Below are 23,502 nucleotides of genomic sequence, written 5' to 3'. Positions count from 1 at the left end.
TTTCTGGCTCTTATGAGCCAGAAAACTCCGTCCCCATTGGTTGCCGCCTTTTTTTCTAAAAAAAACAGGAAAAAACGAAAATTTTCCTCATGAAATATCCTTGACAACTAATCAACGTTAGCATATACTTACAAAGTAGTCATTGAAATGTTAAGAAAGGGAGAGGATGAACACATGCCATTAACGATGGCCAAAACTGGCGAAGAATGCACAATTAAAAAAGTGGGAGGCAAATCCGAAACAAGACGTTTCCTGGAAAGCCTTGGTTTTGTGGTTGGCGCAATCGTGACAGTAGTCTCCGAGAACGCCGGCAATCTTATTGTGAATATCAAAGAATCAAGAGTTGCCATTGACAAGACGATGGCTAATAAGATCATGGTTTAACGGGAAGGAGAATTTATGAACACATTAAAGAATGTTTCTGTTGGAAAGACTGTGACAGTAAAAAGACTGCATGGGGAAGGTCCGATTAAGAGACGTATTATGGATATGGGTATCACAAAAGGCGTACAGGTCTATGTGAGAAAAGTAGCACCTCTTGGAGATCCGATTGAAGTAACTGTAAGAGATTATGAATTATCTCTTCGTAAAGCAGATGCGGAAATGATCGAAGTGGAATAATTTTTTTTGACCATAGGTTTGCTTGCACTAATGATTTGTAGCATATAAGAACAAAAGTGAGCAAATGATATAAAAACATAGTCTTATAAAACAAGAAGGAGTAAAAATTTATGTCAGTCAAGATTGCGCTCGCAGGTAACCCAAACTGCGGTAAAACGACACTGTTTAATGCACTGACAGGTTCCAATCAGTTTGTTGGTAACTGGCCGGGTGTTACAGTAGAAAAGAAAGAGGGTAAATTAAAAGGTCATAAAGATGTTACCATCATGGACCTTCCTGGTATCTATTCATTATCTCCATATACACTGGAGGAAGTAGTTGCCAGAAACTATCTGATCGCTGAAAGACCAGATGCCATTCTGAATATCATTGATGGTACCAACCTGGAAAGAAACCTGTATCTGTCCACACAGCTGATGGAACTGGGTATCCCGGTTATTATGGCTGTCAACATGATGGATATCGTGGAAAAGAATGGCGATAAAATACATATCGACAAGTTGAGCAAAGCTCTTGGATGTGAAGTTGTTAAGATTTCCGCTCTGAAAGGAACAGGAATCAAAGAAGCAGCAGAAAAGGCTGTAAAGGTTGCTCAGAATAAGAAGATCTCTACACCGGTTCACGAATTCCAGTCCGATGTAGAAGCTGTTATCACAGAAGTAGAAAACAGATTGGGTAACAGCGTTCCGGAAGAACAGAAGAGATTTTTCGCAATTAAGCTTCTGGAGAGAGATGACAAGATCAAGGCTCAGATGACATCTGCACCGGATGTATCTGCTGAGATCAGTGAACTGGAAAATAAGATGGACGATGATACTGAAAGTATTATCACAAATGAAAGATATGTGTATATTTCTTCTATCATCAAGAGCTGCTATACCAAGAACAAGACTGGTGAAAAGCTTACTATCTCTGATAAGATTGACCGTGTAGTAACGAACCGTTTCCTGGCACTGCCGATCTTTGCAGTAGTGATGTACATTGTATATTATGTTTCTATTACAACTGTAGGTGGATTCCTGACAGACTGGACCAATGATGTACTGTTTGGTGAAATCATTCCTCCGGCAATTGAGAGCTTTCTGACAGCCGTTCACTGTGCTGGCTGGTTACAGGGACTGATCCTTGATGGTATCGTAGCCGGTGTGGGTGCGGTACTTGGTTTCGTACCTCAGATGCTGGTACTGTTTATTTTCCTGGCATTCCTGGAATCCTGCGGTTACATGGCACGTGTTGCATTCATCATGGACCGTATCTTCCGCAAGTTCGGACTTTCCGGAAAATCATTTATCCCGATGCTGATCGGTACAGGGTGTGGTGTTCCTGGTATTATGGCATCCAGAACCATCGAGAACGAACGTGACAGACGTATGACTATCATGACCACAACCTTCATTCCTTGTGGTGCGAAACTTCCAATCATTGCCCTCATCGCAGGTGCACTGTTTGACGGAGCTTCCTGGGTAGCACCAAGTGCTTACTTCGTTGGAGTTGCAGCAATCATTATTTCTGGTATCATCTTAAAGAAAACGAAGATGTTTGCCGGCGATCCTGCACCATTCGTTATGGAACTTCCGGCATATCACTGGCCAACTGTCAGCAACGTATTAAGAAGTATGTGGGAACGTGGATGGTCTTTCATCAAAAAAGCTGGTACCATCATTCTTCTTTCCACAATTATTCTGTGGTTCCTGATGAGCTTTGGATGGATTGACGGATCCTTCACTATGCTGGAAGCAGAACAGCTGGATGCAAGTATTCTTTCTAAGATTGGTAATGCAATTGCATGGATCTTTGCTCCTCTTGGATGGGGTAACTGGAGAATGGCAGTGGCAGCAGTCACTGGTCTGATTGCGAAAGAAAATGTAGTTGGTACATTCGGTATGCTTTATGGATTTGCTGAAGTGGCAGAAGATGGTACTGAGATATGGGGACAGCTGGCAAGCAGCATGACTCAGCTGGCGGCTTATTCCTATCTGGTATTCAACCTGCTGTGTGCTCCTTGCTTCGCAGCTATGGGTGCGATTAAGAGAGAGATGAATAATACAAAATGGTTCTGGTTCGCAATCGGATATCAGTGTATATTTGCTTATGTAGTTTCTCTTTGCATCTATCAGATTGGCATGCTGGTAACAGGCGGCGGATTTGGAATCTTCACAGTAGTTGCAATTCTTCTGATCATCGGAATGATCTACCTGCTGTGCCGTCCATACAAAGAAAGTACCACATTAACAGAAAATGTAAAAGTAACAGCAAAATAAAGAAATTGAAATCGGTGCACAAACTTTCGTGCACCGATTTGTTTTCTGATGTATACTATAGTAAGTTCAGTTGGATAGAAAGGATGTGTGATATATGGGAACACTTTTCGTAGGAGCAATCGTAGTTCTGATTGTTGCAGCGATTATTCGCAGTATGATAAAAGACAAAAAAGCTGGAAAATCCATTCAGTGTGGTGTGGGATGCGAACACTGTGGAGGCCACTGTAATCATAACTGTCATTGAAAGCTGCCGTTGAAAAGGCTTTTAGCGGTTGCCAAAGAGGTCAGGTTTGGGGTATAATAAACCACGGGCTGGGCCTCTTTTTTTATACAGCAACGAAAAATTAGGAGAACACAATGAAAGATGATTCTTTAAATAAACTGGCAGTTAAGTCAGGCATTTTTTTTGTGGTCTGTCAGATGCTGATTCGTGGAATCAGTTTTGCTACCACACCGATTTATACCAGACTATTATCAACAGAGCAGTTTGGACAGATCCGGGTATATGAATCCTGGCTCCAGATTGCTGTTCCGATCATGTCACTATGTCTTTGGAGAAGCGTAGAGCGCGCCAAATATGATATGAGGGAGAAGTTTGACTCTTATACTTCTGCGGTGCAGAATCTTTCTTATATCTCGATTGCATTGATGACAGGGATTTGTCTGTTATTTAAACCACAGATTCAGAAGTTCTGTGGAATGGACGATGTGATGCTGTATACAGCATTTGGATATATCTTTTCCTATACCAGTGTGCTGTATATGAATCGAAGAGAAAAGCAGAGTATGCGCTATAAGTTTGCAACAGTTGCCTCGGTGCTTCTGGTAGTACCAGCCACTGTGATCTCTATTGGATGGCTGTATATCGGAAATGTCCGTGGAGAATTTGATCAGCTGGTACATTATCGGATCCTTGGATTTTATATTCCACAGATCATTGGCGGACTGATCATTGCGCTGATTATGGCTGTGCAGGGAAAGAAGCTGTTTTCACTGAAGTATTGGAAGTATGGCTTGCTGTACAGCATCCCTCTGATACCGGAAGTCTTATCTATTCAGATTATGAATCAGGCGGATAAGATTATGATCCAGAATATGGTAGGGGAATGGGAAACAGGAATCTTCGCTGTGGGAACTACCGTATCGTTTATTATCTGGATCCTGGAGGATTCAGTATGGAGTGCCTGGCTACCATGGTTCTTTGAGAAAATATCAAGAGGAGAAGAAGCAGATGTAGAAAAACCATGGGAAACAGTGATGCAGGGATTTGGTATGATTTCCTGGTTTGTGGTTATGCTGGCACCGGAGATTGTATGGATACTGGGAGGAAGAAAAAATATGGCAGCGATCTGGGTGATCGCGCCTATGGTAACGGGCACTCTGTTTCGATTTTACAGTTACAGTTATACTGCGATTCAGAATTATTATAAAAAAACAGCGCAGGTGGCACTTGGTACCATGCTTGCAATGGTAGTGAACGTCATATTGAATTATGTCTGTATTTTACAGTTTGGATATCAGGCAGCAGCTTATACGACTGCGGTTAGTTATGCATTTCTGCTGATCCTTCAGGGATGGCAGGAGATGAAGATTACAGGACAGCGGATTATTCCACTGTGTACGACCCTGAAATATGCAGCTGTATTTTTCATTTTGAATCTGCTTTCCATGGCTGCATATAGGATGCCATGGTATGCGCGCTATGTACTGATTCTGGCTGGATGTGCTTTTTCAGTGAAAAAAATTGCACCACAGTTCCTTGGAATTCTGAAAAATATCCGTACGAAAAAAAGTAAGTAAGCATAAGTTGAAAGAAGCGTAAAATTATGTTATAACCTTATTAATTGATTGATAACGATATATTACACAGACGCAGGAGGAAGTAATAAATGAAGCTTTTGGAAGACCGTATCCGTAAGGATGGAAAAATAAAAGAAGGAAATGTGCTGAAAGTTGACAGCTTTTTGAATCATCAGATGGATGTGAAACTGTTTCATGAGATCGGACTGGAATTCAAACGCAGATTTGAAGGGCAGGAGATTAATAAGATTCTGACGATTGAAGCATCCGGGATTGGAATTGCCTGCGTAGTGGCAGAAGTGTTTGATGTGCCGGTTGTATTTGCCAAGAAGACACAGACAAAGAATATTGCAGGAGAAGTATACCGTACTCAGGTAGAATCCTTCACCCATGGAAGAGTATACGATATTATTGTTTCCAGGGAATTCCTTGGAAAAGAAGACAAAGTACTTCTGATTGATGATTTCCTGGCGAATGGTAAAGCTCTGGAGGGATTAAGCACACTGGTACAGGATTCTGGAGCAGAGCTGGTGGGAGCCGGGGTAGTGATCGAGAAAGGCTTCCAGGTAGGCGGACAGATCATTCGTGACAAAGGCATTCATCTGGAGTCACTTGCGATTGTGGAAAGTATGGATGATAAAACCGGAACGATTGTGTTCCGTGAGCAGTAAAGAAGTAAAGATAGGAAGAAATATATGTCATTTGTAATAGAGAAAAAACTGAAAAATGTAATGACCTTATATTATCTCATGAAGCTGGATAAGAAGATTCCAACAGATCATGAGTTTATTCGAAAACGTCAGGGGAAAAAGGTCCATGAGCTGATGGTAAGTGCCTACAAGATCCCGTTTTACAGAGAACGGTTCGATCAGTGCCATCTGACGCCAGATGATTTTCACAGTGCTGAAGATCTGCAGAAGTTCCCGGTACTTACCCGTGCAGACTTAAGAGCCTGGATGCAGAAGGAATATGATGCCCATCCAGAGATGCATGAGAGATGGAATGTACTCAGTACCAGTGGATCTTCAGGAACACCACTGAAGTTTCTTCAGACACAGAGAGAGTCAGCATGTGTGGATGCAAACTGGATTCGAGTGCTGATGTATGCAGGGTATCATCCACTTCGGGGAAAGCTGTTTTCTTTTGAAACCAGTCATAAGCATGTGGATGCCAAAAAAGGAGATTCCATTATTCAGAAGTTTGGATTGATGAGACGCCGTGTTGTTTCAGAGAAGAACTGCGTAGGCGAAGGTATCCGTGATATTCTGAATGAAGTCAATGCCTATGAGCCAGATGTACTTTGCTTCAGAAGAAACTGTCTGGTCCGTATGGCGTTATATGCACAGCGCCACAATATGAAGGTACATAAACCCAAGATCTATGTGCCGGTCAGTGAGATGGTGGATGACATGACGCGAAAGGTGCTGGCAGAGACCTTTGGAGATGGTCTGATGGACGCATATGGCAGTTCAGAGACAGGGAGCTGTATCATTCAGGTGCCAGGAGCAGACCTGTATTATATCAACAGTGATACTCATGTAGTGAATATCTATGATGAGGATATGCAGCTGGCTGATGAAGGAAAGGTGGTCATTACAACCTTATTTAAAAAGGATTTCCCGATTATCAATTATGAGATCGGTGATCGTGCATCTTCTGTGACACTGGATGGAGTACGTTATATTAAGACGATCAAGGGAAGAGTGAATGACCTAGTCAGACATGAGCATGGAGATGAGACTTCGGCACTGGAACTGATGAAGATACCGAATGGAATCGTAGGGATTGCACAGTTCCGTTATATCCAGGAATCTTATCATGATATGCGGATTCAGCTGGTGAAGGATCCGGGAAATGATGCACATACGAAGGAAGAGATCGAGGCATTTTTCCGGGAAAAGATGGAAGCACTTTTGGGTGATGAGTTCCAGCTGCACTTTGACTGGATGGACATCATTCCACCAGATGAGAATGGAAAAATGCGTTGTTTTGCCTGCAAGATGCAGTGAAACAGTAAGAGATAAGTCGTGAATTAGGAGGTGACCAGGGTGTTATATTCGATTGTGATTCCCTGTTATAAATCTTCAAAGACCATCCGTAAAGTTGTGGAGATGACCATGCAGGAGATGGACAGGCTGGATCGCAGAGAATATGAATTCGTGCTGGTAGATGACTGTTCACCGGATGATGGAGAGACCATGGCAGCTCTTATGGGACTGGTAAGAGATTATGCCTGTGTGAAGGTAGTGGAACTGGCTAAGAATGCCGGACAGCATAATGCGGTAATGGCCGGTCTGAATGAGGGAAGTGGAGATGTATTTATCGCCATGGATGATGATATGCAGACACATCCGTCCCAGCTGGGGAAATTACTGGATGAATTTGATAAGGGATATGATATTGTATATGGATATTATGAACATAAGGAGCACAGCAAGTTCCGTAACTTTGGCAGTTATGTGAATTATATGACAGTCCGGATTCTGCTGAAGAAGCCAAAGGATCTGAAGACGTCCAGTTTCTGGGTGATCCGGAAGTTTGTGCGTGATTATGCAGTGGAGTACAAAAGCGCTTATACGCATTTGCAGGGACTATTTCTGCGTACAACACGTAACATCAGTTCTGTACCGATCCAGCACTTTAAGCGAGAAGTTGGTACTTCGAACTATACTTTGAAAAAGCTGATTAAGCTCTGGTCTAATATTCTTGGATTTTCCATTGTACCGCTGCAGATGGCTACCTATACCGGATTTTTCTTTTCTCTGATAGGAATTCTGGCGGCAATTGGAGTCATTATTTTGAAGTTTGTCCGGCCGGCAACCTATATTGGCTGGCCGTCTATGATGGCAACTATCTGTTTCTTCTCAGGACTGAATCTAATGTTCATGGGGATCATTGGAGAATATGTGGGAAGAATATTCTTGGGAATGAGTAAAAATCCTCAGTATGTGGTGCGCCAGGTACATCACAGGGACGCATCTGATGAGGAAGAAAAGGAGAGGTAATGAAAAAGCTGATGATTATGGGTGCCGGAATCTATCAGGTACCATTGATAAAAAAAGCAAAAGAGATGGGAATCTATACCATTGCAGTCAGCATACCGGGCAATTATCCGGGATTTGCCCTTGCAGATAAAGTAATCTATGAAAATACCGTGGATTATGAAAAAATACTGGAAGTGGCTAAGGCTGAAAAGATTGACGGAATCGTGACCGCAGGAACAGATGTTGCTGTGATTACCATCGGTAAAGTATGTGACGAGCTGGGACTGTCAGGAATCAGTTTTGAAGCAGCGAAGGTTGCATCGAACAAGATTCTGATGAAGAGAAAATATGAAGAATATGGTGTTCGTACCGCACGTTTCCGTGAGGTTGGCCTGGATGAAGAGGTTGGAGAGAAGATCCAGGATCTGAATTATCCACTGATTGTGAAGGCAGTGGACAGTTCGGGAAGTCGTGGTATCACAAGAGTGAATTCTGAAGCAGGGCTGGAAGATGCTGTGAATGCGGTGAAGTCCGTTACCAGAACCGATCATTTCATTGTAGAAGAATTCATCGAAGGAAAAGAGTTTGGAGCACAGGCATTTGTGCAGAATGGTAAGCTGAAGTTTGCACTGCCTCATGGCGATTATGTATTTCAGGGAGATACCGGAGTGCCGATCGGTCATTTTGCACCATATGATCTGAGTGAAGAAGTGATCGCAGATGCAGAAGAACAGCTGGAGAAGGCGATTCAGGCTATGGGATTGAATAATTGTGCTATTAATGCAGACTTTATCTTAAAAGATGATAAGACTTATGTGCTGGAGCTTGGAGGTCGTTCTGGTGCTACCTGTCTGGCAGAACTGGTGTCCATTTATTACGGATATGATTATTATGAGAAGCTGATTCGCGCGGCTCTTGGAGAGGATCTGGAGTTTCCGCAGAATCAGGCGGTACCGAATGCCAGTATGCTTCTGCGCAGTGACCGGGATGGCATCATTCAGTCCATTACGAACCGGAATGTAGAAGACCCGGATATCTGTGAGATTCAGTTTGATTACAAGGTCGGAGATGCGGTAAAGAAGTTCCATGTGGGACCGCACCGTATCGGTCATGTAGTGACCAAGGGAGAGACGCTGGATGCAGCAGTAAAGAAGCTGCATGAAGCGCTGGATAAGATAGAGATTGTAGTTTCGTAATAAGACGCTGACGTTAGGAAAAACAAGAGCCTTGATTTTACAGAAGAGATTTTGTGAAATCGAGGCTTTATCTATGTCAGGAGGCAACCTTTTACTTGCAAATGTTAAGAAAATACGCTATAATAATTACAAAAATGTTACAAAAAAGAAAAGAAATGGAAAAATAAAAGGAGAATTTCATGAGAATACGAAGAAAGTCGACGTTTATGATACTGATGGTGATGCTGATATGCGTATTTGTCATGCCAGTGTCTGCATCCGCAGCAAAAATGAATAAGAAGAGTGCTACGATGTATACTGGTAAGACACTTCAGCTGAAGGTGACTGGTACCTCAAAGAAAGCGGCATGGAGCAGCAGCAGGAAGTCAGTGGTCAAAGTGAATCAGAAGGGAAAGATCACAGCAGTGAAAAAGGGCAGTGCAGTGATCAGAGCGAAGATTGGAAAGAAGACTTATCAGTGTAAAGTAACAGTAAAGCAGAGAGCAACAAGTGTTTCTTTGAATAAGGATTCTTACTTTATGGTTCCTGGAAAGACCTGGACACCGCAGGTGACGGTGCAGCCGTCCAATACGAATGACAAGCGTATTCGGTGGAGCAGCAGCAATAAGGCTGTTGCAAAGGTGAACAGCAAGGGAAAGATTACGGCAGTAGCAAATGGAACGGCTGTGATTACCGCAATAACAAAGGATGGAAGTAAGAGAAAAGCAAGCTGTACCGTTTATGTGCTGAAGGGCGGTAACACATCCAATACGACGACTGGAAGCACCACAGAGAGCAAAATAGAGAGTACAACAGGAGCTGCTTCACAGAATGGAGAATCTGCTCTGGCCAGAAAATTTCTGGCGTTGCTGGAAAAGTATTCCCGGCAGATACAGAGTGATGCGGCCAGTGGAACTACAAAATGGTTTTATTCGAATTCTGGTGCACCGGCTTATTGGAGTACCGCTATAAAAAATGCACAGGAGAAAGGGAAAAGCTGTTGCAACTGTGCTTTGCTGGCACGCTGGGGATTGAGAGATCTTGGAGTGATTGGCAAAAGAGATTTCTGGGGAGAACCAGGTGGAGAGATCAATTTCCGTGGAGATTCTAAGACCCTGTTACAGCAGCATTGTCAGATTATCCGTGTATATAAGACACCGAATCAGCTGCTGAAGGAAGGTAATCTGCTTCCAGGTGATATCTGTACCTGGGTAGAGTATGGACATACAAATGTTTATGCCGGAGATGGACTCTGGTATGATGCAGGAAGAAATGGAAATCTGGGTGGTTACAAGAGTGGTACGTTCTATTTTAAAACATTTGGACCGGCAGCAACGGTCAATATGTCTGGTACAACGGTAGGATATATCATTCGTTTGATAAAATAAATATAAATAAAAAGAGGTCTCGGGAACGGGACCTCTTTAAAATATTTAAAAACATACAAATGTTATTTGTGCAATACATATTTTTTAATTGCGTCAAAGCTTTCCGCACTGATGACATGTTCCATCTTGCATGCATCCTCTGTGGCTACAGTCGGATCTACACCAAGACTAATCAGCCAGGATGAAATCAACTGATGACGCTCATAGATCATCTCCGCAATTGCGCGTCCGCTTTCAGTAAGATATATAAAACCAGCATCGGTAACTGTAATATGCTCTTTCTCTCTGAGGTTCTTCATAGCAATACTGACACTGGATTTTTTAAATCCAAGTTCATTTGCAATGTCAACGGATCGAACCACTGGAAGGCGCTTGCTTAAGATCAGTATTGTTTCCAAATAGTTTTCTGCAGACTCATTTACTACCATTTTAATTTCCCCTAACTTTGTTAAAAACAATTCATTTCCTTGTTCAGTATAGCACAATTTAGTTAGTTACGCAAACACATATTTATTGCATTTCACGGAAATGTATAATAAAATGAATCCATGCGCAACAATAAATGCAAAAAAGAAATGAGGAGTAATGATGAAAACAGGACAGATAAAAAATGTCGGGATTTTATTACTGACAGCGATTATATGGGGATTTGCTTTTGTGGCACAGAGCGTGGGAATGGACTATGTGGGACCATTTACTTTTAACTGTGTACGATTTTTTATTGGAGGTGTGGTGCTGATTCCCTGCATAGCCATTCTGAAAAAATATAACGGAGCAGAGGGGCAGAAGAAAGAGACAGATTCAAGAACTGAGTGGATCGGTGGCATCTGTTGTGGAGTTGCACTGGCTGCAGCGAGCTGTCTGCAGCAGATTGGAATTATGCATACTACAGTGGGAAAAGCTGGATTTATCACAGCCTGCTATATTCTTCTGGTGCCTGTCTTCGGACTCTTTTTTCATAAAAAATGTGGAATTCTGGTGTGGATCGGAGTGGTTCTGGCTGTGGCAGGTCTGTATTTTCTCTGTATCGATGAGAACCTGACGATTGGAAGAGGAGATCTGACGGTCTTTTTGTGTGCGATTGTCTTTGCCATACATATTCTGGTAATTGACCATTTTTCACCAAAAGTAGATGGAGTCAGAATGTCCTGTATCCAGTTCTTCGTCAGTGGAATCCTGTGTCTGGTGCCAACAGTGTTGCTGGAGCATCCACATATGGTAGAGCTGCTGGCAGCATGGCAGCCAATTCTGTATGCCGGCGTACTTTCCTGCGGTGTGGCTTACACCCTGCAGATCATTGGACAGAAGGGAATGAATCCAACGGTGGCTTCCTTGATTCTCAGTCTGGAATCCGTAATTTCGGTGCTGGCAGGAATTCTGATCCTGCATCAGACACCGACATCACGGGAAGTTCTGGGTTGTATTCTGATGTTTATTGCGATTCTGCTGGCGCAGCTTCCGATTCCGTCGAAGAAAAGTCGGCAGTAGTACCTTTGGCAGCTAGATCCAGGAAGGAGATAGCTGCTTCTGTATGTTCGCTATGGGAAGTCACACAGAGGATAGCTTCTTTAGCTGTTCCGCCAAAGAAAGTGTAGAGGGGTGTGTCTGCAATATCCACACCGTAAGGAAGCTCAGGACCAGTACTGATGATCTGATCTTCATTATCCCGTTCTTCTGTATGACCAGGAACCAGATGAGAAGAAAAGGCATCTGATACATCCGGGGAAAGCAGGCCTGTAAGATCCTGATAGAAGCCAGAAGCACTTTCAGAGGCAAATGTCTCCTCATCACAAATGACAATGTCAATATCTCCGGTCACCAGCTTCGTGGTGAATGCCATCTGCTGATTCGGATCCTCCAGATAATAGTTGCTGACTGTTACCAGCTGATGCCTGCCATCAGCCTGATAGTAATCCTGCAGATAATCTGTCAGATCTTCATAGTTCGAAATAGCCGTATCATTGATCACAGCAATGCTCAGCACCGTCTCCTGATGACGGAAGAAGATGGTATAGATCAGACTGACAGCAACTACGAGAAGCACGATGGCCAGAATACAGAACTTCAGATAATAGTCCCTGAAATATTGCAGTCTCTGACGACCGGAAAGTCCGGAAATATCCTTCTTTCCAATAGAATCATCCCGTTTCTGATACAGGATAGAATCATCGTCAAGGGCTGTTTTTTTCTGATTGATGTCCATAAGAAAATCCTCTTTCATTTGTTTAGGTAAAGTCTAACACGGAATGAAAAAAAAGTGTATTAAATCTTTATGAAGTATGCTATACTTAAGATTAAGTGAGGGCTGCTTGCGCAGAACTCAGAAAGTTAGCGACAAAGGGGTAAAAAATGAAACGAGTATTACTGAAATTAAGCGGAGAAGCTCTGGCTGGCGATAAAAAAACGGGCTTTGATGAACCGACGGTTCTCAAGGTTGCAGAGCAGGTGAAACAGCTGTCTGATGCCGGAATTGAGATCGGAATCGTGATTGGCGGAGGCAACTTCTGGAGAGGAAGATCCAGCGAGAATATTGATCGTACCAAAGCAGACCAGATCGGAATGCTGGCGACTGTGATGAACTGTATTTATGTATCTGAGATATTCCGTTCCGTGGGAATGATGACACAGGTACTGACACCATTTGAATGTGGATCCTTTACCAAGCTGTTTTCCAAGGACAGAGCGAATAAGTATTTCTCCAGAGGAATCGTGACATTCTTTGCCGGAGGAACCGGACATCCGTATTTCTCAACAGATACGGCTACTGTGCTCCGTGCTATTGAGATTGAGGCAGATGTGATCCTTCTGGCCAAGTCTATTGATGGTGTTTATGACAGCGATCCGAAGACCAATCCGAATGCCAGGAAGTATGATGAGATCAGCATTCAGGAAGTGATCGACAAACGACTGGGTGTGGTGGATCTGGCAGCATCTATTTTATGTATGGAGAATAAGATGCCGTTGCTGGTATTTGGACTGAATGAAGAGAATAGTATTGTGAATACCGTGAACGGTGTATTCAGTGGAACAAAAGTAACCGTATAAAAGAGAGAATCAGGAGGACAGAATATGGACGAAAGAATTAAAGTATATGATGAGAAGATGACAAAGACATTTAATAACCTGCTTTCCGAATTCGGATCTATCCGTGCAGGCCGTGCGAATCCACACGTTCTGGATCGTATCATGGTAGATTACTATGGAACACAGACACCAATTCAGCAGGTAGGAAATGTAAATGTACCGGAACCACGTATGATTCAGATTCAGCCTTGGGACAGCAGTTTGCTGAAGGCAATCGAGAAAGCAATCATGACTTCTGATCTGGGCATTAATCCAACCAATGACGGTAAAGTCATCCGTCTGATTTTCCCGGAACTGACAGAGGAACGCAGAAAGGATCTGGCAAAAGAGGTTAAGAAAAAAGGAGAAGCTGCCAAAGTTGCAGTGAGAAATATCCGCCGTGATGCCAATGATGCATTTAAGAAACTGAAAGGTTCTGATGTATCAGAAGATACTATCAAAGAACTGGAAGAGCAGACCCAGAAGCTGACTGATAAGTATATCAAAGAAGTTGACAAGGCAATTGAAGAAAAGTCAAAAGAAATCATGACAGTATAACAGAGGATACAAAGATATGCGGCTGCTGCAGATGGAAGTCTGTGGCAGCCTTTATCTATATGATACAAGATATTGGTATTTGTACAGGAGTTGGAGGATCTATGGAAGAAGGAAGAGAAAGCTTACGCATTCCACAGCATGTGGCGATCATTCTGGATGGAAATGGTCGATGGGCAAAAAGTAAAGGAATGCCAAGAAATTACGGACATTCCAGAGGAGCAAAAAATCTGGAAGTCATTTGTGAAGATGCATATAATATTGGAATCAAATATCTGACAGTATACCTGTTCTCTACGGAGAACTGGAAACGTTCCAAAGAAGAGGTAGATGGTCTGATGCGTCTGTTTCGCAGTTACACAAAGACCTGTATCAAAACGGCACAGAAGAATAATATGAAGGTACGTGTCCTGGGAGATCCAGCTGCATTGGATGCGGATCTGCAGGAAAGTCTGAAAAAACTGGTAGAGAGTTCAAAAGATAATACCGGATTGAACTTTCAGATTGCCATTAACTATGGAAGCCGTGATGAGATTGTCCGTGCGATTCGCCATCTTACCAGAGACTGTCTGGATGGAAAGGTGCAGCCGGAGGAGATCACAGAAGAGATGTTTTCCGGTTATCTGGATACCAGAGAAGTACCCGATCCGGATCTGCTGATTCGTACCAGCGGAGAACTGCGTTTGTCCAATTATCTGATGTGGCAGCTGGCTTATACAGAATTCTATTTTACCGATATTCCATGGCCGGCATTCACGAAAGAGAATCTTTGGCAGGCCATTGAAAAATACAATAAAAGAGAACGTCGGTATGGCGGCGTCATAGAGGAGAAATAATATGTTTGGAGTAAGACTTCGAAGTGGAATTATTCTGGTTGCCCTGGCATTACTGACGATCATTTCCGGAGGCTATGTGTTATTTGGCACATTGCTTGCGATTTCTCTGATCGGATTAGGAGAACTGTACCGTGCTGCGAAGATCCAGAAAAAAGAGACAAAGGGACTGGCGCTAGTCGGTTATCTGGCAACGTTTTTTTACTATGGAATGCTTCTTTTGAAACTGGAAAGTTATAGCACCATGTTGTTGATTTTTATTCTGATTGCATTTTTATTTGTGTATGTATTTACATTTCCAAAATATCACAGCGAGCAGGTCATGGGAGCATTTTTTGGAGTAGTTTACGTCAGTGTGATGTTGTCCTACATTTATCAGACAAGGAATCTGCCAGACGGAGCGTATCTGGTGTGGCTGATTTTCCTGTGCTCCTGGGGTTGTGATACCTGTGCTTACTGTGTAGGTATGCTGATTGGAAAGCATAAGATGTCGCCGATTCTGAGTCCGAAAAAATCAGTGGAAGGAGCTGTCGGAGGAGTAGTTGGAGCTGCTCTGCTGGGTGCAATCTATGCGGCTGTAGTTGGAAAATATCTGCAGGCAGAGAATCAGGTAGTGATGTATGCGGTAATCTGTGCTGTGGGAGCATTGATTTCTATGGTAGGTGACCTGGCAGCATCAGCGATTAAGAGAAATCATGAGATCAAAGATTATGGAACCCTGATTCCAGGACACGGTGGCATACTGGATCGTTTCGACAGTGTAATCTTTACAGCACCGATTATTTATTTCCTGGCAAGTACGTTCATTAAATAAACACAAAGTTATGAGAAAATGACAGAGGTAAAAGAGATGAAGACAATCGCAGTACTCGGCTCGACCGGGTCGATAGGAACACAGACTCTGGAAGTGGCCGGAGCCAATGGAGATTTAAAGATAGCCGCATTGGCGGCAGGACGTAATGTAAAGCTTCTGGAGAGGCAGATCCGTGAGTTCTCACCGCGGGTAGTTGCAGTATGGGAAGAAGAGGCGGCCAGAGAATTAAAGACAGCCATCAGCGATCTGGATGTGAAGATCGTCACAGGTATGGATGGCCTGATTGAGATCTCCACACTGCCGGAGGTGGAAGTACTGGTAACGGCTATTGTGGGGATGATCGGTATTCGTCCGACAGTAGAAGCAATTAAAGCAGGAAAGGATATTGCCCTTGCCAATAAGGAGACTCTTGTTACGGCAGGTCATATCATTATGCCGCTGGCAAAAAAGCATGGGGTAAAGATCCTTCCAGTGGACAGCGAACACAGTGCTATTTTCCAGTCTCTGAACGGGGAACAGCATGGTCAGATTGACAAACTGCTGATTACCGCATCTGGAGGCCCGTTTCGTGGAAGAAAAAGAGCAGATCTGGAACAGGTAAAAGTGGAAGATGCCTTGAAGCATCCAAACTGGGCTATGGGGCAGAAGATCACCATTGATTCTGCTACGTTGGTGAATAAGGGACTGGAAGTGATGGAAGCTAAGTGGCTGTTTCAGGTAGATCTGGATCAGATCGAAGTGGTGGTACAGCCACAGAGTGTGATTCATTCCATGGTACAGTTCGTGGATGGAGCAGTGATTGCGCAGCTGGGAACACCGGATATGAAGTTGCCGATACAGTATGCCCTGTACTATCCAGACCGGCGTTATCTGGCAGGAGAAAGACTGGATTTTGCGAAGCTGAGACAGATTACATTTGAAAAACCGGATATGGAGACATTTCTCGGCTTGCCGCTGGCACTAAAAGCATCCAGAGAGGGCGGTTCTATGCCAACGGTGTTCAATGCGGCAAACGAACGGGCGGTCAGTAAGTTCCTTCACAGAGAGATTGGATTCACGGATATTTATCAGATTATTATCGAAAGCATGGAACAGCATAAGAGCATTCAGCAGCCTACGATAGAGGAAATTCTCGATACCGAGAAAGCAACATATGAATTTATTGAGAGCAGGTGGTAGATTGAGCATTCTGATAGCACTGATCATATTCAGTCTGATTATTATTTTTCATGAGCTGGGACATTTTTTGCTGGCGAAGGCAAATGGTATTACAGTGGTAGAATTTTCCCTTGGCATGGGACCAAGACTTTTAAGCAGGGAATGGCATGGAACCAGATATTCCTGGAAATTGCTGCCTTTTGGCGGTTCCTGCATGATGCTGGGAGAAGATGAGGCAGCAGGGGAAGAGGGATCTTTTGGCAGCAAGTCAGCGCTGGCCAGGATTTCTGTGATTGCAGCCGGACCGATTTTCAATTTTATTATGGCATTCGTAGCAGCAGTGATCATTACGGGATGCGTCGGATATGATCCGGCAGTTGTTTACAGGGCTTCAGATGGTTTTCCGGCGCAGGAAGCCGGCATTCAGACCGGAGATGTGATTACTGAAATGAATGGAAAACACATTCAGCTTGCCAGAGAAGTAAGCAATTATGTATCTTTTCATCAGGGAGAGACTGTCACAGTCACTTATGAGCGAGACGGGGAAGCTCATGTAGTTACACTGGATCCGAAGGAGACAGAGGACGGCAGATATCTGCTGGGGCTGTCTATGAATAGTGGATATGTCAAAGGCAGTGTGGGAAAAACATTATTCTATGGCGCTTATGAGGTGAAATATTGGATTGACATTACCCTGCAGAGTCTGAAGATGCTGGTGAAAGGCCAGGTCGGTGTCAAAGACATGTCTGGTCCGGTTGGTGTGGTAGATATGATCGGAGAAACTTACACAGAGAGTGTTCAGATCAGCTGGTTCGCAGTGTTTGTAAATATGCTGAACATTGCAATCCTTCTGTCAGCCAATCTGGGTGTCATGAATCTTCTGCCATTGCCGGCACTGGATGGAGGTCGTCTGGTGTTCCTGATACTGGAATTGATCCGTGGCAAACGTATCAATCCGGAAAAAGAAGGTATGGTACATTTTATTGGACTGATGGCACTGATGGCGCTTATGGTAGTGATCCTGTTCAGCGATGTGATGAAATTAATGTAAGACACCAACAAAGCGTCTGTGTGAAAACACACAGGCGTTTTTTGAATAATTATGGGGAAAGAGAACAGATATGAGTATTGAAGTAGAGATCAAATTGAAGATCCGTGACAAGAACAGGCTGATAGAAAGTTTGCGTGATGTTGGATTTCAACAGGGAGATCTGGTATCGGAATCAGATATTTACTATACATCCAGGCATCATGATTTTGAAAAGCTGGATGAGGCACTTCGCATTCGCAGTATCCAGAATCTGTCCACAGGAGAAAAGTCTTCTGTGCTTACGTTCAAGGGGGCTAAGACAGACAAACGCTCTATGACCAGGAAAGAACTGGAGACGGAAGTAGGAGATCCAAAGATTGCCAGAGAGGTTCTGGAAAGCATTGGATTCACTCCGGTTCCGTCGGTGGAAAAGGAACGTCAGCATTTTTATATGCAAAACATCACAGCTTGTGTGGACAGGGTGAAAAATCTGGGTGATTACCTGGAACTGGAAAAGATGGTGGATGTGGAAGAAGAAAAAACAGAAGCTTTGCAAGAACTGGAAGAAGTATTGCAAAGATTGGGTTATTCGATGGAAGACACCACACGAACTTCCTATTTGAGCATGTTAATGAAACATAATCATCATTACCGTCAGGGCAAGTGGGCGCAGAATATTACACGAGACGAGGTATTTGATGAAGCATAGCAGAAAAATTTACCGAATATTTGAAATACCGGGATAGTATTCAATGAAGTGGAAAGGAGAACTATGGTATCTATATGCAAATATAAGTCACCATTAGGGGATATTCTATTGGCTGCAGATGAAATTGGGCTGACCGGTTTGTGGTTTGAAGGACAGAACTATTTTGCAGACACACTTCCGAATGAGCACATCCAACAGGAGACAGAGATTCTCACAGAGACAAAAAAATGGCTGGATATGTATTTTGCCGGGGAAGAACCGAAATTTACTCCGCATCTTCATCCTGCAGGATCAGAATTCAGACAGACAGTGTGGAAAATCTTATTACAGATACCCTACGGTCAGACGATTTCCTACGGAGCAATTGCCCGAAAAATGGCTGAGATGAAAAAAATCAGCCATATGTCTGCACAGGCAGTTGGCGGTGCAGTTGGCCATAATAAAATATCCATTATTATTCCCTGTCATCGCGTAGTAGGCGCAAATGGGAATCTGACAGGATATGCAGGAGGAATTGATAAAAAAATTTCACTGCTTGAACTGGAACATGCGGATATGAGGAACTTATTTATAAACTCAGAATCTCTTTCAGACCCTGGATCGCGAAATCTAATTCATTCTCCGTATTTTCAGGCCCAAAGGAGAAGCGGATTGTTCCGGCAGGATAAGTACCAAGTGTCTTATGCGCATTCGGTGCGCAGTGCAGTCCCACCCTGGTCATGACCCCGTATTCACTATCCAGCTGCCATGCCACCTGGGACATATCGATCTCCGGTGTCTGGATAGAAACTACGGCATTCCGGTCAGTGAGATCTTTTTTTCCAATGATACGGATGTGTCTGCCGGTATCATCCAATGCCAGCAGCTGCTCAAGAAAATAACCGGTAAGAGACAGTTCTCTTTCATAGAGGGACTGCATTGGCGATTCAGCCACCTGTGGCTTCGCATTCAGAAATAACAGCGCCTCATGCAGTCCGTAAATTCCCGGCAGATTGGGTGTTCCAGATTCAAATCGATCCGGCAGAAAATCCGGAATCGCCTCTGTATGGGACACACTTCCAGTGCCACCCGAAATCAACGGCTCCATCTGCTCTGCCAGTTCCTGGGATACCAGAAAACCGCCCGTCCCCTGCGGTCCGCGAAGTCCTTTATGACCGGTAAAAGCCAGTGCATCAATATGCATTCTTTCCATATCAACAGGTACAATTCCAGCCGTCTGTGCGGAATCCACAATAAAATAAAGATGATGCCGCTGGCAGATTTCACCGAGTGCGTCAAGTGGCATTCTGGTTCCGCAGACATTAGAAGCATGCAAAGTAACAATTGCCCTGGTCTGTGGCCGGATCATGCCTTCGACTTCCTCCAGAATCATAGAGCCATCCTTCCGGCAGGGAATCCGGTCAAATGAAATCCCCTTAGAAGCCAGCTGCACCACTGGCCGCATAACGGCATTATGCTCCATTGATGATACTAGAATGTGATCTCCTGGTCTCAGAAATCCCTTCAAAATGAAATTGAGACTGGTGGTAACATTCGGTGTAAAAATCACATTTTTGCACTTTGAAAAGTGGAAAAGCTCTGCCAGGAGCTGTCGTGTCTCATAGATTACTTCCTCAGCAGAGTAAGCACTGGAATAGACACCGCGATTCACATTCACTCCATTCATAGTCAGATAATCCATCATAGCCTGTGCCACACCTGGAGCTTTTGGAAAAGAGGTGCTGGCCTGGTCGAGGTAAATTCGATTCATAGTCAGATCCTTTCTTAGGTTTCGTAATATGAAAATCATACCACAATCTATAGAAAATATCTATAAATCCTGAAAATAGTCCCGGATAATCAATTAGTGTTTTCTGACAAAAAATGTTAAGATATAAAAAGATTTGACAGTTACTGAAGGAGGAAAGAGTATGAAAGAAACATTGTCAAAGAAAGAAACACCTGTAATCATTGGGGCAGGCATCATCATCGGAGTCATTGCAGCAGCACTGGTATACTTCGGAAACCCTGCAAATATGGGATTTTGCATTGCCTGTTTCCTGCGTGATACCACTGGTGCACTGGGATTCCACAGCGCAGCAGCGGTACAGTATATCCGTCCGGAAATCGTAGGTCTGGTACTTGGCTCCTGCATTCTGGCACTTGCAACTAAGGAGTTCAAGCCAAGAGGCGGCTCCGCACCTGTCAGCCGTTTCGTGATCGGGATGTTCGTTATGATCGGCTGCCTGATGTTCCTTGGCTGCCCGTTCCGTATGATTCTTCGTCTGGCAGGCGGTGATTTCAACGCTATCTTTGGTCTGATTGGATTCATTGCAGGAATTCTTGCAGGTGTATTTTTCCTGAAAAAAGGATACACTCTGAAACGTTCTTACAAAATGCAGCCAGTCGAGGGCGGCATTTTCCCGATAGTGGAAATCGGAATCCTTGTGCTTCTTATTGCTGCACCTGCATTTATCCACTTCACAGAAGTTGACGGTGGTCCTGGTGCAAAACACGCTGCAATTGCTATCTCCCTGATCGCAGGACTTCTGGTAGGGGCACTGGCACAGAGAACCCGCCTTTGCATGGTCGGCGGAATTCGTGATGTAGTTCTTTTCGGAGAGTGGAAGCTGCTTCTTGGATTTATTGCAATCCTGGTAAGTGCATTTATTGGAAATATGATTCTTGGATATTTCAACCCTGGATTTGCAGGTCAGCCGATTGCACACACAGATGGTCTCTGGAATGCACTTGGAATGGCGCTTGCCGGATTTGGCTGCGTTCTTCTTGGGGGCTGTCCTCTTCGTCAGCTTGTACTGGCAGGTGAGGGAAATACAGACTCTGCAATTACCGTATTTGGTCTGATGGCAGGTGCGGCTGTGGCACACAACTTCGGACTTGCTTCCTCAGGCGAGGGCCCTACTGCAAATGGAAAAATTGCAGTAATCATTGGATTTGTAGTGCTGATTGTGATTGCAACTGTGAATTCTGTGAGGAAGAGCGAAGCGTAAAGAGAAAGGAGATTTAACCTTATGAAAACAATCGATGCAAGAGGACTTTCCTGTCCGGAACCGGTGATCCGTACCAAGAATGCGCTGGCATCCGGCGAGAAAGCTTATACTGTAATGGTAGATAACGTAACTGCCAGGGAGAATGTTTCCCGTTTTGCCCTGCATCAGGGATATCAGGTATCTGTGAAAGAGGACGGCGAAGATTTCATCCTCACTCTGGAGAAATAATGGGTAACTACATAGCCACATTTTTTTCCCATTTCGGGGCAATGGTGTTTAAGAAAAAATGTGATGGGGAAGGTTATCCGGCTGTTATCATGCCGGTGCCAAGGTCTTTAAGCTCTTCCTGCGGAACCTGCGTAAAATTCACCGGTTCTGCGGAAACAGCAGAAGACTGGCACTCTGATGAACTGGAGCAGCTGGCAGAAATACTCGAAGACGGGAACTTTCGGGTGATATGGCATAGTTAGAATGCGAAAGAGAACTGGTAAAGTTATTGCGAGATTTGCGCACAATGATAAAGCCGGTTCTCTTTTTTTCTTTATAAGAAAGCGGAGTCTGTCTGGAGCAGTTATCTTCTTCTGTCCAGACCGCTTTCGCGGTAATAGCATGATTTACTTTTGTACATTCTCTCATCTGCTGCTTTTGCAATATCGTAAATCCCATTCCATGCTTTCTCTGAACTAAAAACGTATCCGTATGAAACACTGATAGAATCTACCAGTTCACCGTGCCATAGGGCAGATTTTTGCTCAAAGTCTTTGATTATCTTTTGAAGTTCCTCCGTTTTCTCGGTCATAATGATAACAAACTCATCTCCACCGATTCGGTAGACATTTCCATAATTCTGAAAACATTCTTTCATACAATCGGCTGCTGCACATATAAGTTCATCGCCGGCAGCATGTCCAAGAGAATCATTTACGCATTTTAGACCGTTGATATCCATGGAAATGTAGATCCATTCTTTATGAAGATCAAGACCGTGTATTGCCGTTTCGTAAGCATGTCTGTTAAAACATTTTGTAAGTTCATCGGTGTTCGATGTATAGAGAAGTTTTTCTTTTTCATATTTTTCTTTCAGAACCCGTGAGAGCATATACACCATACAGCAGGATGCAAATACAAGATATATACCAACTATGAGTATGGCGAATATACTGTTCTTTAGATAAAATGAATTATCCACAGCTATAGCAATCATATAGGTATCATCATGACACAGGAAACATTGGAAAAGTTTTCCATTAACCTTTGTGTGGAAACTGACTGTTTTGCTGTTATTTATTTTATCCGTTGCGATGCCAGAAGCATCAAGCGTTTTTCCGATCCAAATGCGGTCTGTAGCTCCTTTTATAATTTTTGTCTTAGCATCGGCTACAAAAATTTCGATTCCCTTATAAAGAGGCATGTCACTTACGACATTAGAAATTTCGTTCTGTTTCAATTCTTCCAGCAGACGTTTTGGTGCGATACCTATCTGAATCATCCTTGTGCCGGCTTCATTCCAGGTGATGGCATACATCATCTCTTTCTTTTCAGCGGTATTAGGCGTGACATCCTGACACATGGTAAGATCCTTGTCAGTAAGCATTGGCTTAAAATAGGACATCTGTTCTCCTGAGTCGAAGTTGTAGCCATAGTATTTTGGCATAGACCCACTATAGATATATCCATTTTTATCAATCAGATGTATCTCATCTACGGATATCAAATTTGCTATTTTCTGCAATTCTTCTACATCATGTTCTGCCGTTGGTTTTGCATCTATGATATATGATGCAGCTTTTGCTCTTATTATATAATCGTCCTTTAGCGATTCAATGAGTCCGTTTTCATTCTCATTATTTTTATTGAGCACGGTGACTACACGGTCAAGAAGTACTTTTGACATCTGATATGTGTTGTTGTCATTTACAAATTTTAAAATTCCGACTTCAAGTAGTAATGCTATGGCAATGATTACAAAAGCCAGAAAAGTAAGTTTTTTCTTTTTCATATATCTATTATACCAAGTCTCTGGCACAACTGCCAGACTTAAATACATAAAACAACTGCTTTTGTAAAAAATTATATTTGCACAGGTGCTGTTTCTATGTTACATTCAGTGTAATTAGATTG

Annotated in this window: 25 protein-coding genes and 1 pseudogene; 22 read left to right on the top strand and 4 right to left on the bottom strand. The window is 43.4% G+C overall.

Translation table 11 applies throughout. The features are described from left to right. Nucleotides 1-174: 174 nt before the first annotated feature. The 10 genes from OCV47_RS07540 to OCV47_RS07495 all read left to right on the top strand — a co-directional run bounded on the left by OCV47_RS07540 (nucleotide 175) and on the right by OCV47_RS07495 (nucleotide 10,229). A complete protein-coding gene (locus OCV47_RS07540) occupies nucleotides 175-384 on the top strand; it encodes a FeoA family protein (RefSeq protein WP_256300758.1) in 210 nt (69 codons plus the stop codon). A 15-nt stretch (nucleotides 385-399) separates the two neighbouring features. Beyond that, on the top strand, nucleotides 400-621 hold the full coding sequence (locus tag OCV47_RS07535; RefSeq protein WP_256300701.1) for a FeoA family protein: 222 nt from the start codon (nucleotides 400-402) through the stop codon (nucleotides 619-621). Between the two features lie 110 nt (nucleotides 622-731). After that, nucleotides 732-2,882 (top strand): ferrous iron transport protein B, encoded by a 2,151-nt coding sequence (gene feoB / locus OCV47_RS07530; RefSeq protein WP_256300699.1) that lies wholly within the window; start codon nucleotides 732-734, stop codon nucleotides 2,880-2,882. Between the two features lie 94 nt (nucleotides 2,883-2,976). Then, complete coding sequence (locus OCV47_RS07525) at nucleotides 2,977-3,126, top strand: FeoB-associated Cys-rich membrane protein (RefSeq protein ID WP_117448136.1); 150 nt, start codon at nucleotides 2,977-2,979, stop codon at nucleotides 3,124-3,126. Nucleotides 3,127-3,239: 113 nt separating this feature from the next. Then, nucleotides 3,240-4,682 (top strand): lipopolysaccharide biosynthesis protein, encoded by a 1,443-nt coding sequence (locus OCV47_RS07520; protein WP_262654556.1) that lies wholly within the window; start codon nucleotides 3,240-3,242, stop codon nucleotides 4,680-4,682. An 89-nt stretch (nucleotides 4,683-4,771) separates the two neighbouring features. Next, the gene (locus tag OCV47_RS07515; RefSeq protein ID WP_256300693.1) at nucleotides 4,772-5,353 is read left to right on the top strand and encodes a xanthine phosphoribosyltransferase; all 582 of its coding nucleotides are present in this window, start codon (nucleotides 4,772-4,774) and stop codon (nucleotides 5,351-5,353) included. Between the two features lie 24 nt (nucleotides 5,354-5,377). Beyond that, nucleotides 5,378-6,691, top strand: a complete 1,314-nt coding sequence (locus OCV47_RS07510; RefSeq protein ID WP_262654555.1) for a phenylacetate--CoA ligase family protein — start codon at nucleotides 5,378-5,380, stop codon at nucleotides 6,689-6,691. Between the two features lie 39 nt (nucleotides 6,692-6,730). After that, the gene (locus OCV47_RS07505) at nucleotides 6,731-7,687 is read left to right on the top strand and encodes a glycosyltransferase (RefSeq protein ID WP_256300689.1); all 957 of its coding nucleotides are present in this window, start codon (nucleotides 6,731-6,733) and stop codon (nucleotides 7,685-7,687) included. Further along, nucleotides 7,687-8,862, top strand: coding sequence for an ATP-grasp domain-containing protein (locus tag OCV47_RS07500; protein ID WP_262654554.1), 1,176 nt, complete (start codon nucleotides 7,687-7,689; stop codon nucleotides 8,860-8,862). The genes OCV47_RS07505 and OCV47_RS07500 overlap by 1 nt, the downstream gene beginning before the upstream one ends. Before the next feature lie 179 nt (nucleotides 8,863-9,041). After that, nucleotides 9,042-10,229 carry an Ig-like domain-containing protein gene (locus OCV47_RS07495; protein ID WP_262654553.1) on the top strand — a complete coding sequence of 396 codons (1,188 nt, stop codon included), beginning with the start codon at nucleotides 9,042-9,044 and terminating at the stop codon, nucleotides 10,227-10,229. Nucleotides 10,230-10,291: 62 nt separating this feature from the next. On the opposite strand, the gene OCV47_RS07490 is transcribed toward OCV47_RS07495, so the two are convergent. Continuing rightward, nucleotides 10,292-10,657, bottom strand: coding sequence for a metal-dependent transcriptional regulator (locus OCV47_RS07490; protein WP_117448144.1), 366 nt, complete (start codon nucleotides 10,655-10,657; stop codon nucleotides 10,292-10,294). Between the two features lie 160 nt (nucleotides 10,658-10,817). On the opposite strand from OCV47_RS07490, the gene OCV47_RS07485 reads away from it, so the two are divergent. Next, entirely contained in the window at nucleotides 10,818-11,717 is a 900-nt protein-coding gene (locus OCV47_RS07485; RefSeq protein WP_262654569.1) for a DMT family transporter, read from the top strand. Here OCV47_RS07485 and OCV47_RS07480 read toward each other — a convergent pair. Then, nucleotides 11,662-12,432 (bottom strand): hypothetical protein, encoded by a 771-nt coding sequence (locus OCV47_RS07480; protein WP_262654552.1) that lies wholly within the window; start codon nucleotides 12,430-12,432, stop codon nucleotides 11,662-11,664. The genes OCV47_RS07485 and OCV47_RS07480 overlap by 56 nt on opposite strands. A gap of 146 nt (nucleotides 12,433-12,578) precedes the next feature. On the opposite strand from OCV47_RS07480, the gene pyrH reads away from it, so the two are divergent. From pyrH to OCV47_RS16040, 8 genes and pseudogenes are all read left to right on the top strand, one after another. Beyond that, nucleotides 12,579-13,274, top strand: a complete 696-nt coding sequence (gene pyrH / locus OCV47_RS07475; protein ID WP_117448147.1) for a UMP kinase — start codon at nucleotides 12,579-12,581, stop codon at nucleotides 13,272-13,274. Nucleotides 13,275-13,298: 24 nt separating this feature from the next. Then, entirely contained in the window at nucleotides 13,299-13,850 is a 552-nt protein-coding gene (gene frr, locus OCV47_RS07470) for a ribosome recycling factor (RefSeq protein ID WP_256300679.1), read from the top strand. A 101-nt stretch (nucleotides 13,851-13,951) separates the two neighbouring features. Next, complete coding sequence (locus OCV47_RS07465) at nucleotides 13,952-14,683, top strand: isoprenyl transferase (RefSeq protein WP_117448225.1); 732 nt, start codon at nucleotides 13,952-13,954, stop codon at nucleotides 14,681-14,683. Between the two features lies 1 nt (nucleotide 14,684). After that, the gene (locus OCV47_RS07460; protein WP_117448149.1) at nucleotides 14,685-15,494 is read left to right on the top strand and encodes a phosphatidate cytidylyltransferase; all 810 of its coding nucleotides are present in this window, start codon (nucleotides 14,685-14,687) and stop codon (nucleotides 15,492-15,494) included. Between the two features lie 36 nt (nucleotides 15,495-15,530). Next, a complete protein-coding gene (locus tag OCV47_RS07455) occupies nucleotides 15,531-16,673 on the top strand; it encodes a 1-deoxy-D-xylulose-5-phosphate reductoisomerase (RefSeq protein WP_262654551.1) in 1,143 nt (380 codons plus the stop codon). A gap of 1 nt (nucleotide 16,674) precedes the next feature. Further along, nucleotides 16,675-17,703, top strand: coding sequence for an RIP metalloprotease RseP (gene rseP, locus OCV47_RS07450; RefSeq protein ID WP_262654550.1), 1,029 nt, complete (start codon nucleotides 16,675-16,677; stop codon nucleotides 17,701-17,703). A 70-nt stretch (nucleotides 17,704-17,773) separates the two neighbouring features. Continuing rightward, complete coding sequence (gene cyaB / locus OCV47_RS07445; RefSeq protein ID WP_262654549.1) at nucleotides 17,774-18,391, top strand: class IV adenylate cyclase; 618 nt, start codon at nucleotides 17,774-17,776, stop codon at nucleotides 18,389-18,391. A gap of 63 nt (nucleotides 18,392-18,454) precedes the next feature. Further along, nucleotides 18,455-18,949 (top strand): annotated as a pseudogene (locus tag OCV47_RS16040) (methylated-DNA--[protein]-cysteine S-methyltransferase); the annotation flags it as partial. A gap of 10 nt (nucleotides 18,950-18,959) precedes the next feature. Here OCV47_RS16040 and OCV47_RS07435 read toward each other — a convergent pair. Continuing rightward, entirely contained in the window at nucleotides 18,960-20,141 is a 1,182-nt protein-coding gene (locus OCV47_RS07435) for an aminotransferase class V-fold PLP-dependent enzyme (protein ID WP_262654548.1), read from the bottom strand. Nucleotides 20,142-20,301: 160 nt separating this feature from the next. Here OCV47_RS07435 and yedE point away from each other — a divergent pair, with 160 nt between their 5' ends. Genes yedE through OCV47_RS07420 form a run of 3 tightly spaced genes read left to right on the top strand, consistent with a single transcriptional unit; the run spans nucleotide 20,302 to nucleotide 21,851 of the window. Then, nucleotides 20,302-21,381 carry a YedE family putative selenium transporter gene (gene yedE, locus OCV47_RS07430; protein ID WP_262654547.1) on the top strand — a complete coding sequence of 360 codons (1,080 nt, stop codon included), beginning with the start codon at nucleotides 20,302-20,304 and terminating at the stop codon, nucleotides 21,379-21,381. Nucleotides 21,382-21,402: 21 nt separating this feature from the next. Continuing rightward, nucleotides 21,403-21,609 carry a sulfurtransferase TusA family protein gene (locus OCV47_RS07425; protein ID WP_117448154.1) on the top strand — a complete coding sequence of 69 codons (207 nt, stop codon included), beginning with the start codon at nucleotides 21,403-21,405 and terminating at the stop codon, nucleotides 21,607-21,609. After that, on the top strand, nucleotides 21,609-21,851 hold the full coding sequence (locus OCV47_RS07420; protein WP_262654546.1) for a putative Se/S carrier protein: 243 nt from the start codon (nucleotides 21,609-21,611) through the stop codon (nucleotides 21,849-21,851). The genes OCV47_RS07425 and OCV47_RS07420 overlap by 1 nt, the downstream gene beginning before the upstream one ends. Nucleotides 21,852-21,952: 101 nt before the next feature. On the opposite strand, the gene OCV47_RS07415 is transcribed toward OCV47_RS07420, so the two are convergent. Then, nucleotides 21,953-23,428, bottom strand: coding sequence for a GGDEF domain-containing protein (locus tag OCV47_RS07415; protein ID WP_262654545.1), 1,476 nt, complete (start codon nucleotides 23,426-23,428; stop codon nucleotides 21,953-21,955). Nucleotides 23,429-23,502 lie beyond the last annotated feature (74 nt).

It is taken from the genome of Muricoprocola aceti, from assembly GCF_025567005.1.
Lineage (GTDB): Bacteria > Bacillota > Clostridia > Lachnospirales > Lachnospiraceae > Marvinbryantia > Marvinbryantia aceti.
The sequence above is the reverse complement of the archived record's forward strand: the minus strand, read 5'-3'. Positions and strand labels throughout refer to the sequence as shown.

Coding starts and splice junctions, on each gene's coding strand:
- OCV47_RS07465 (WP_117448225.1), top strand. CDS start 13,952: ATGGAAGAAGGAAGAGAAAGCTTACGCATTCCACAGCATGTGGCGATC.
- OCV47_RS07415 (WP_262654545.1), bottom strand. CDS start 23,428: ATGTATTTAAGTCTGGCAGTTGTGCCAGAGACTTGGTATAATAGATAT.
- OCV47_RS07535 (WP_256300701.1), top strand. CDS start 400: ATGAACACATTAAAGAATGTTTCTGTTGGAAAGACTGTGACAGTAAAA.
- OCV47_RS07520 (WP_262654556.1), top strand. CDS start 3,240: ATGAAAGATGATTCTTTAAATAAACTGGCAGTTAAGTCAGGCATTTTT.
- OCV47_RS07500 (WP_262654554.1), top strand. CDS start 7,687: ATGAAAAAGCTGATGATTATGGGTGCCGGAATCTATCAGGTACCATTG.
- OCV47_RS07480 (WP_262654552.1), bottom strand. CDS start 12,432: ATGGACATCAATCAGAAAAAAACAGCCCTTGACGATGATTCTATCCTG.
- OCV47_RS07460 (WP_117448149.1), top strand. CDS start 14,685: ATGTTTGGAGTAAGACTTCGAAGTGGAATTATTCTGGTTGCCCTGGCA.
- OCV47_RS07485 (WP_262654569.1), top strand. CDS start 10,818: ATGAAAACAGGACAGATAAAAAATGTCGGGATTTTATTACTGACAGCG.
- OCV47_RS07455 (WP_262654551.1), top strand. CDS start 15,531: ATGAAGACAATCGCAGTACTCGGCTCGACCGGGTCGATAGGAACACAG.
- frr (WP_256300679.1), top strand. CDS start 13,299: ATGGACGAAAGAATTAAAGTATATGATGAGAAGATGACAAAGACATTT.
- OCV47_RS07525 (WP_117448136.1), top strand. CDS start 2,977: ATGGGAACACTTTTCGTAGGAGCAATCGTAGTTCTGATTGTTGCAGCG.
- feoB (WP_256300699.1), top strand. CDS start 732: ATGTCAGTCAAGATTGCGCTCGCAGGTAACCCAAACTGCGGTAAAACG.
- pyrH (WP_117448147.1), top strand. CDS start 12,579: ATGAAACGAGTATTACTGAAATTAAGCGGAGAAGCTCTGGCTGGCGAT.
- cyaB (WP_262654549.1), top strand. CDS start 17,774: ATGAGTATTGAAGTAGAGATCAAATTGAAGATCCGTGACAAGAACAGG.
- OCV47_RS07490 (WP_117448144.1), bottom strand. CDS start 10,657: ATGGTAGTAAATGAGTCTGCAGAAAACTATTTGGAAACAATACTGATC.
- OCV47_RS07435 (WP_262654548.1), bottom strand. CDS start 20,141: ATGAATCGAATTTACCTCGACCAGGCCAGCACCTCTTTTCCAAAAGCT.
- OCV47_RS07540 (WP_256300758.1), top strand. CDS start 175: ATGCCATTAACGATGGCCAAAACTGGCGAAGAATGCACAATTAAAAAA.
- OCV47_RS07515 (WP_256300693.1), top strand. CDS start 4,772: ATGAAGCTTTTGGAAGACCGTATCCGTAAGGATGGAAAAATAAAAGAA.
- yedE (WP_262654547.1), top strand. CDS start 20,302: ATGAAAGAAACATTGTCAAAGAAAGAAACACCTGTAATCATTGGGGCA.
- OCV47_RS07425 (WP_117448154.1), top strand. CDS start 21,403: ATGAAAACAATCGATGCAAGAGGACTTTCCTGTCCGGAACCGGTGATC.
- OCV47_RS07495 (WP_262654553.1), top strand. CDS start 9,042: ATGAGAATACGAAGAAAGTCGACGTTTATGATACTGATGGTGATGCTG.
- OCV47_RS07510 (WP_262654555.1), top strand. CDS start 5,378: ATGTCATTTGTAATAGAGAAAAAACTGAAAAATGTAATGACCTTATAT.
- OCV47_RS07420 (WP_262654546.1), top strand. CDS start 21,609: ATGGGTAACTACATAGCCACATTTTTTTCCCATTTCGGGGCAATGGTG.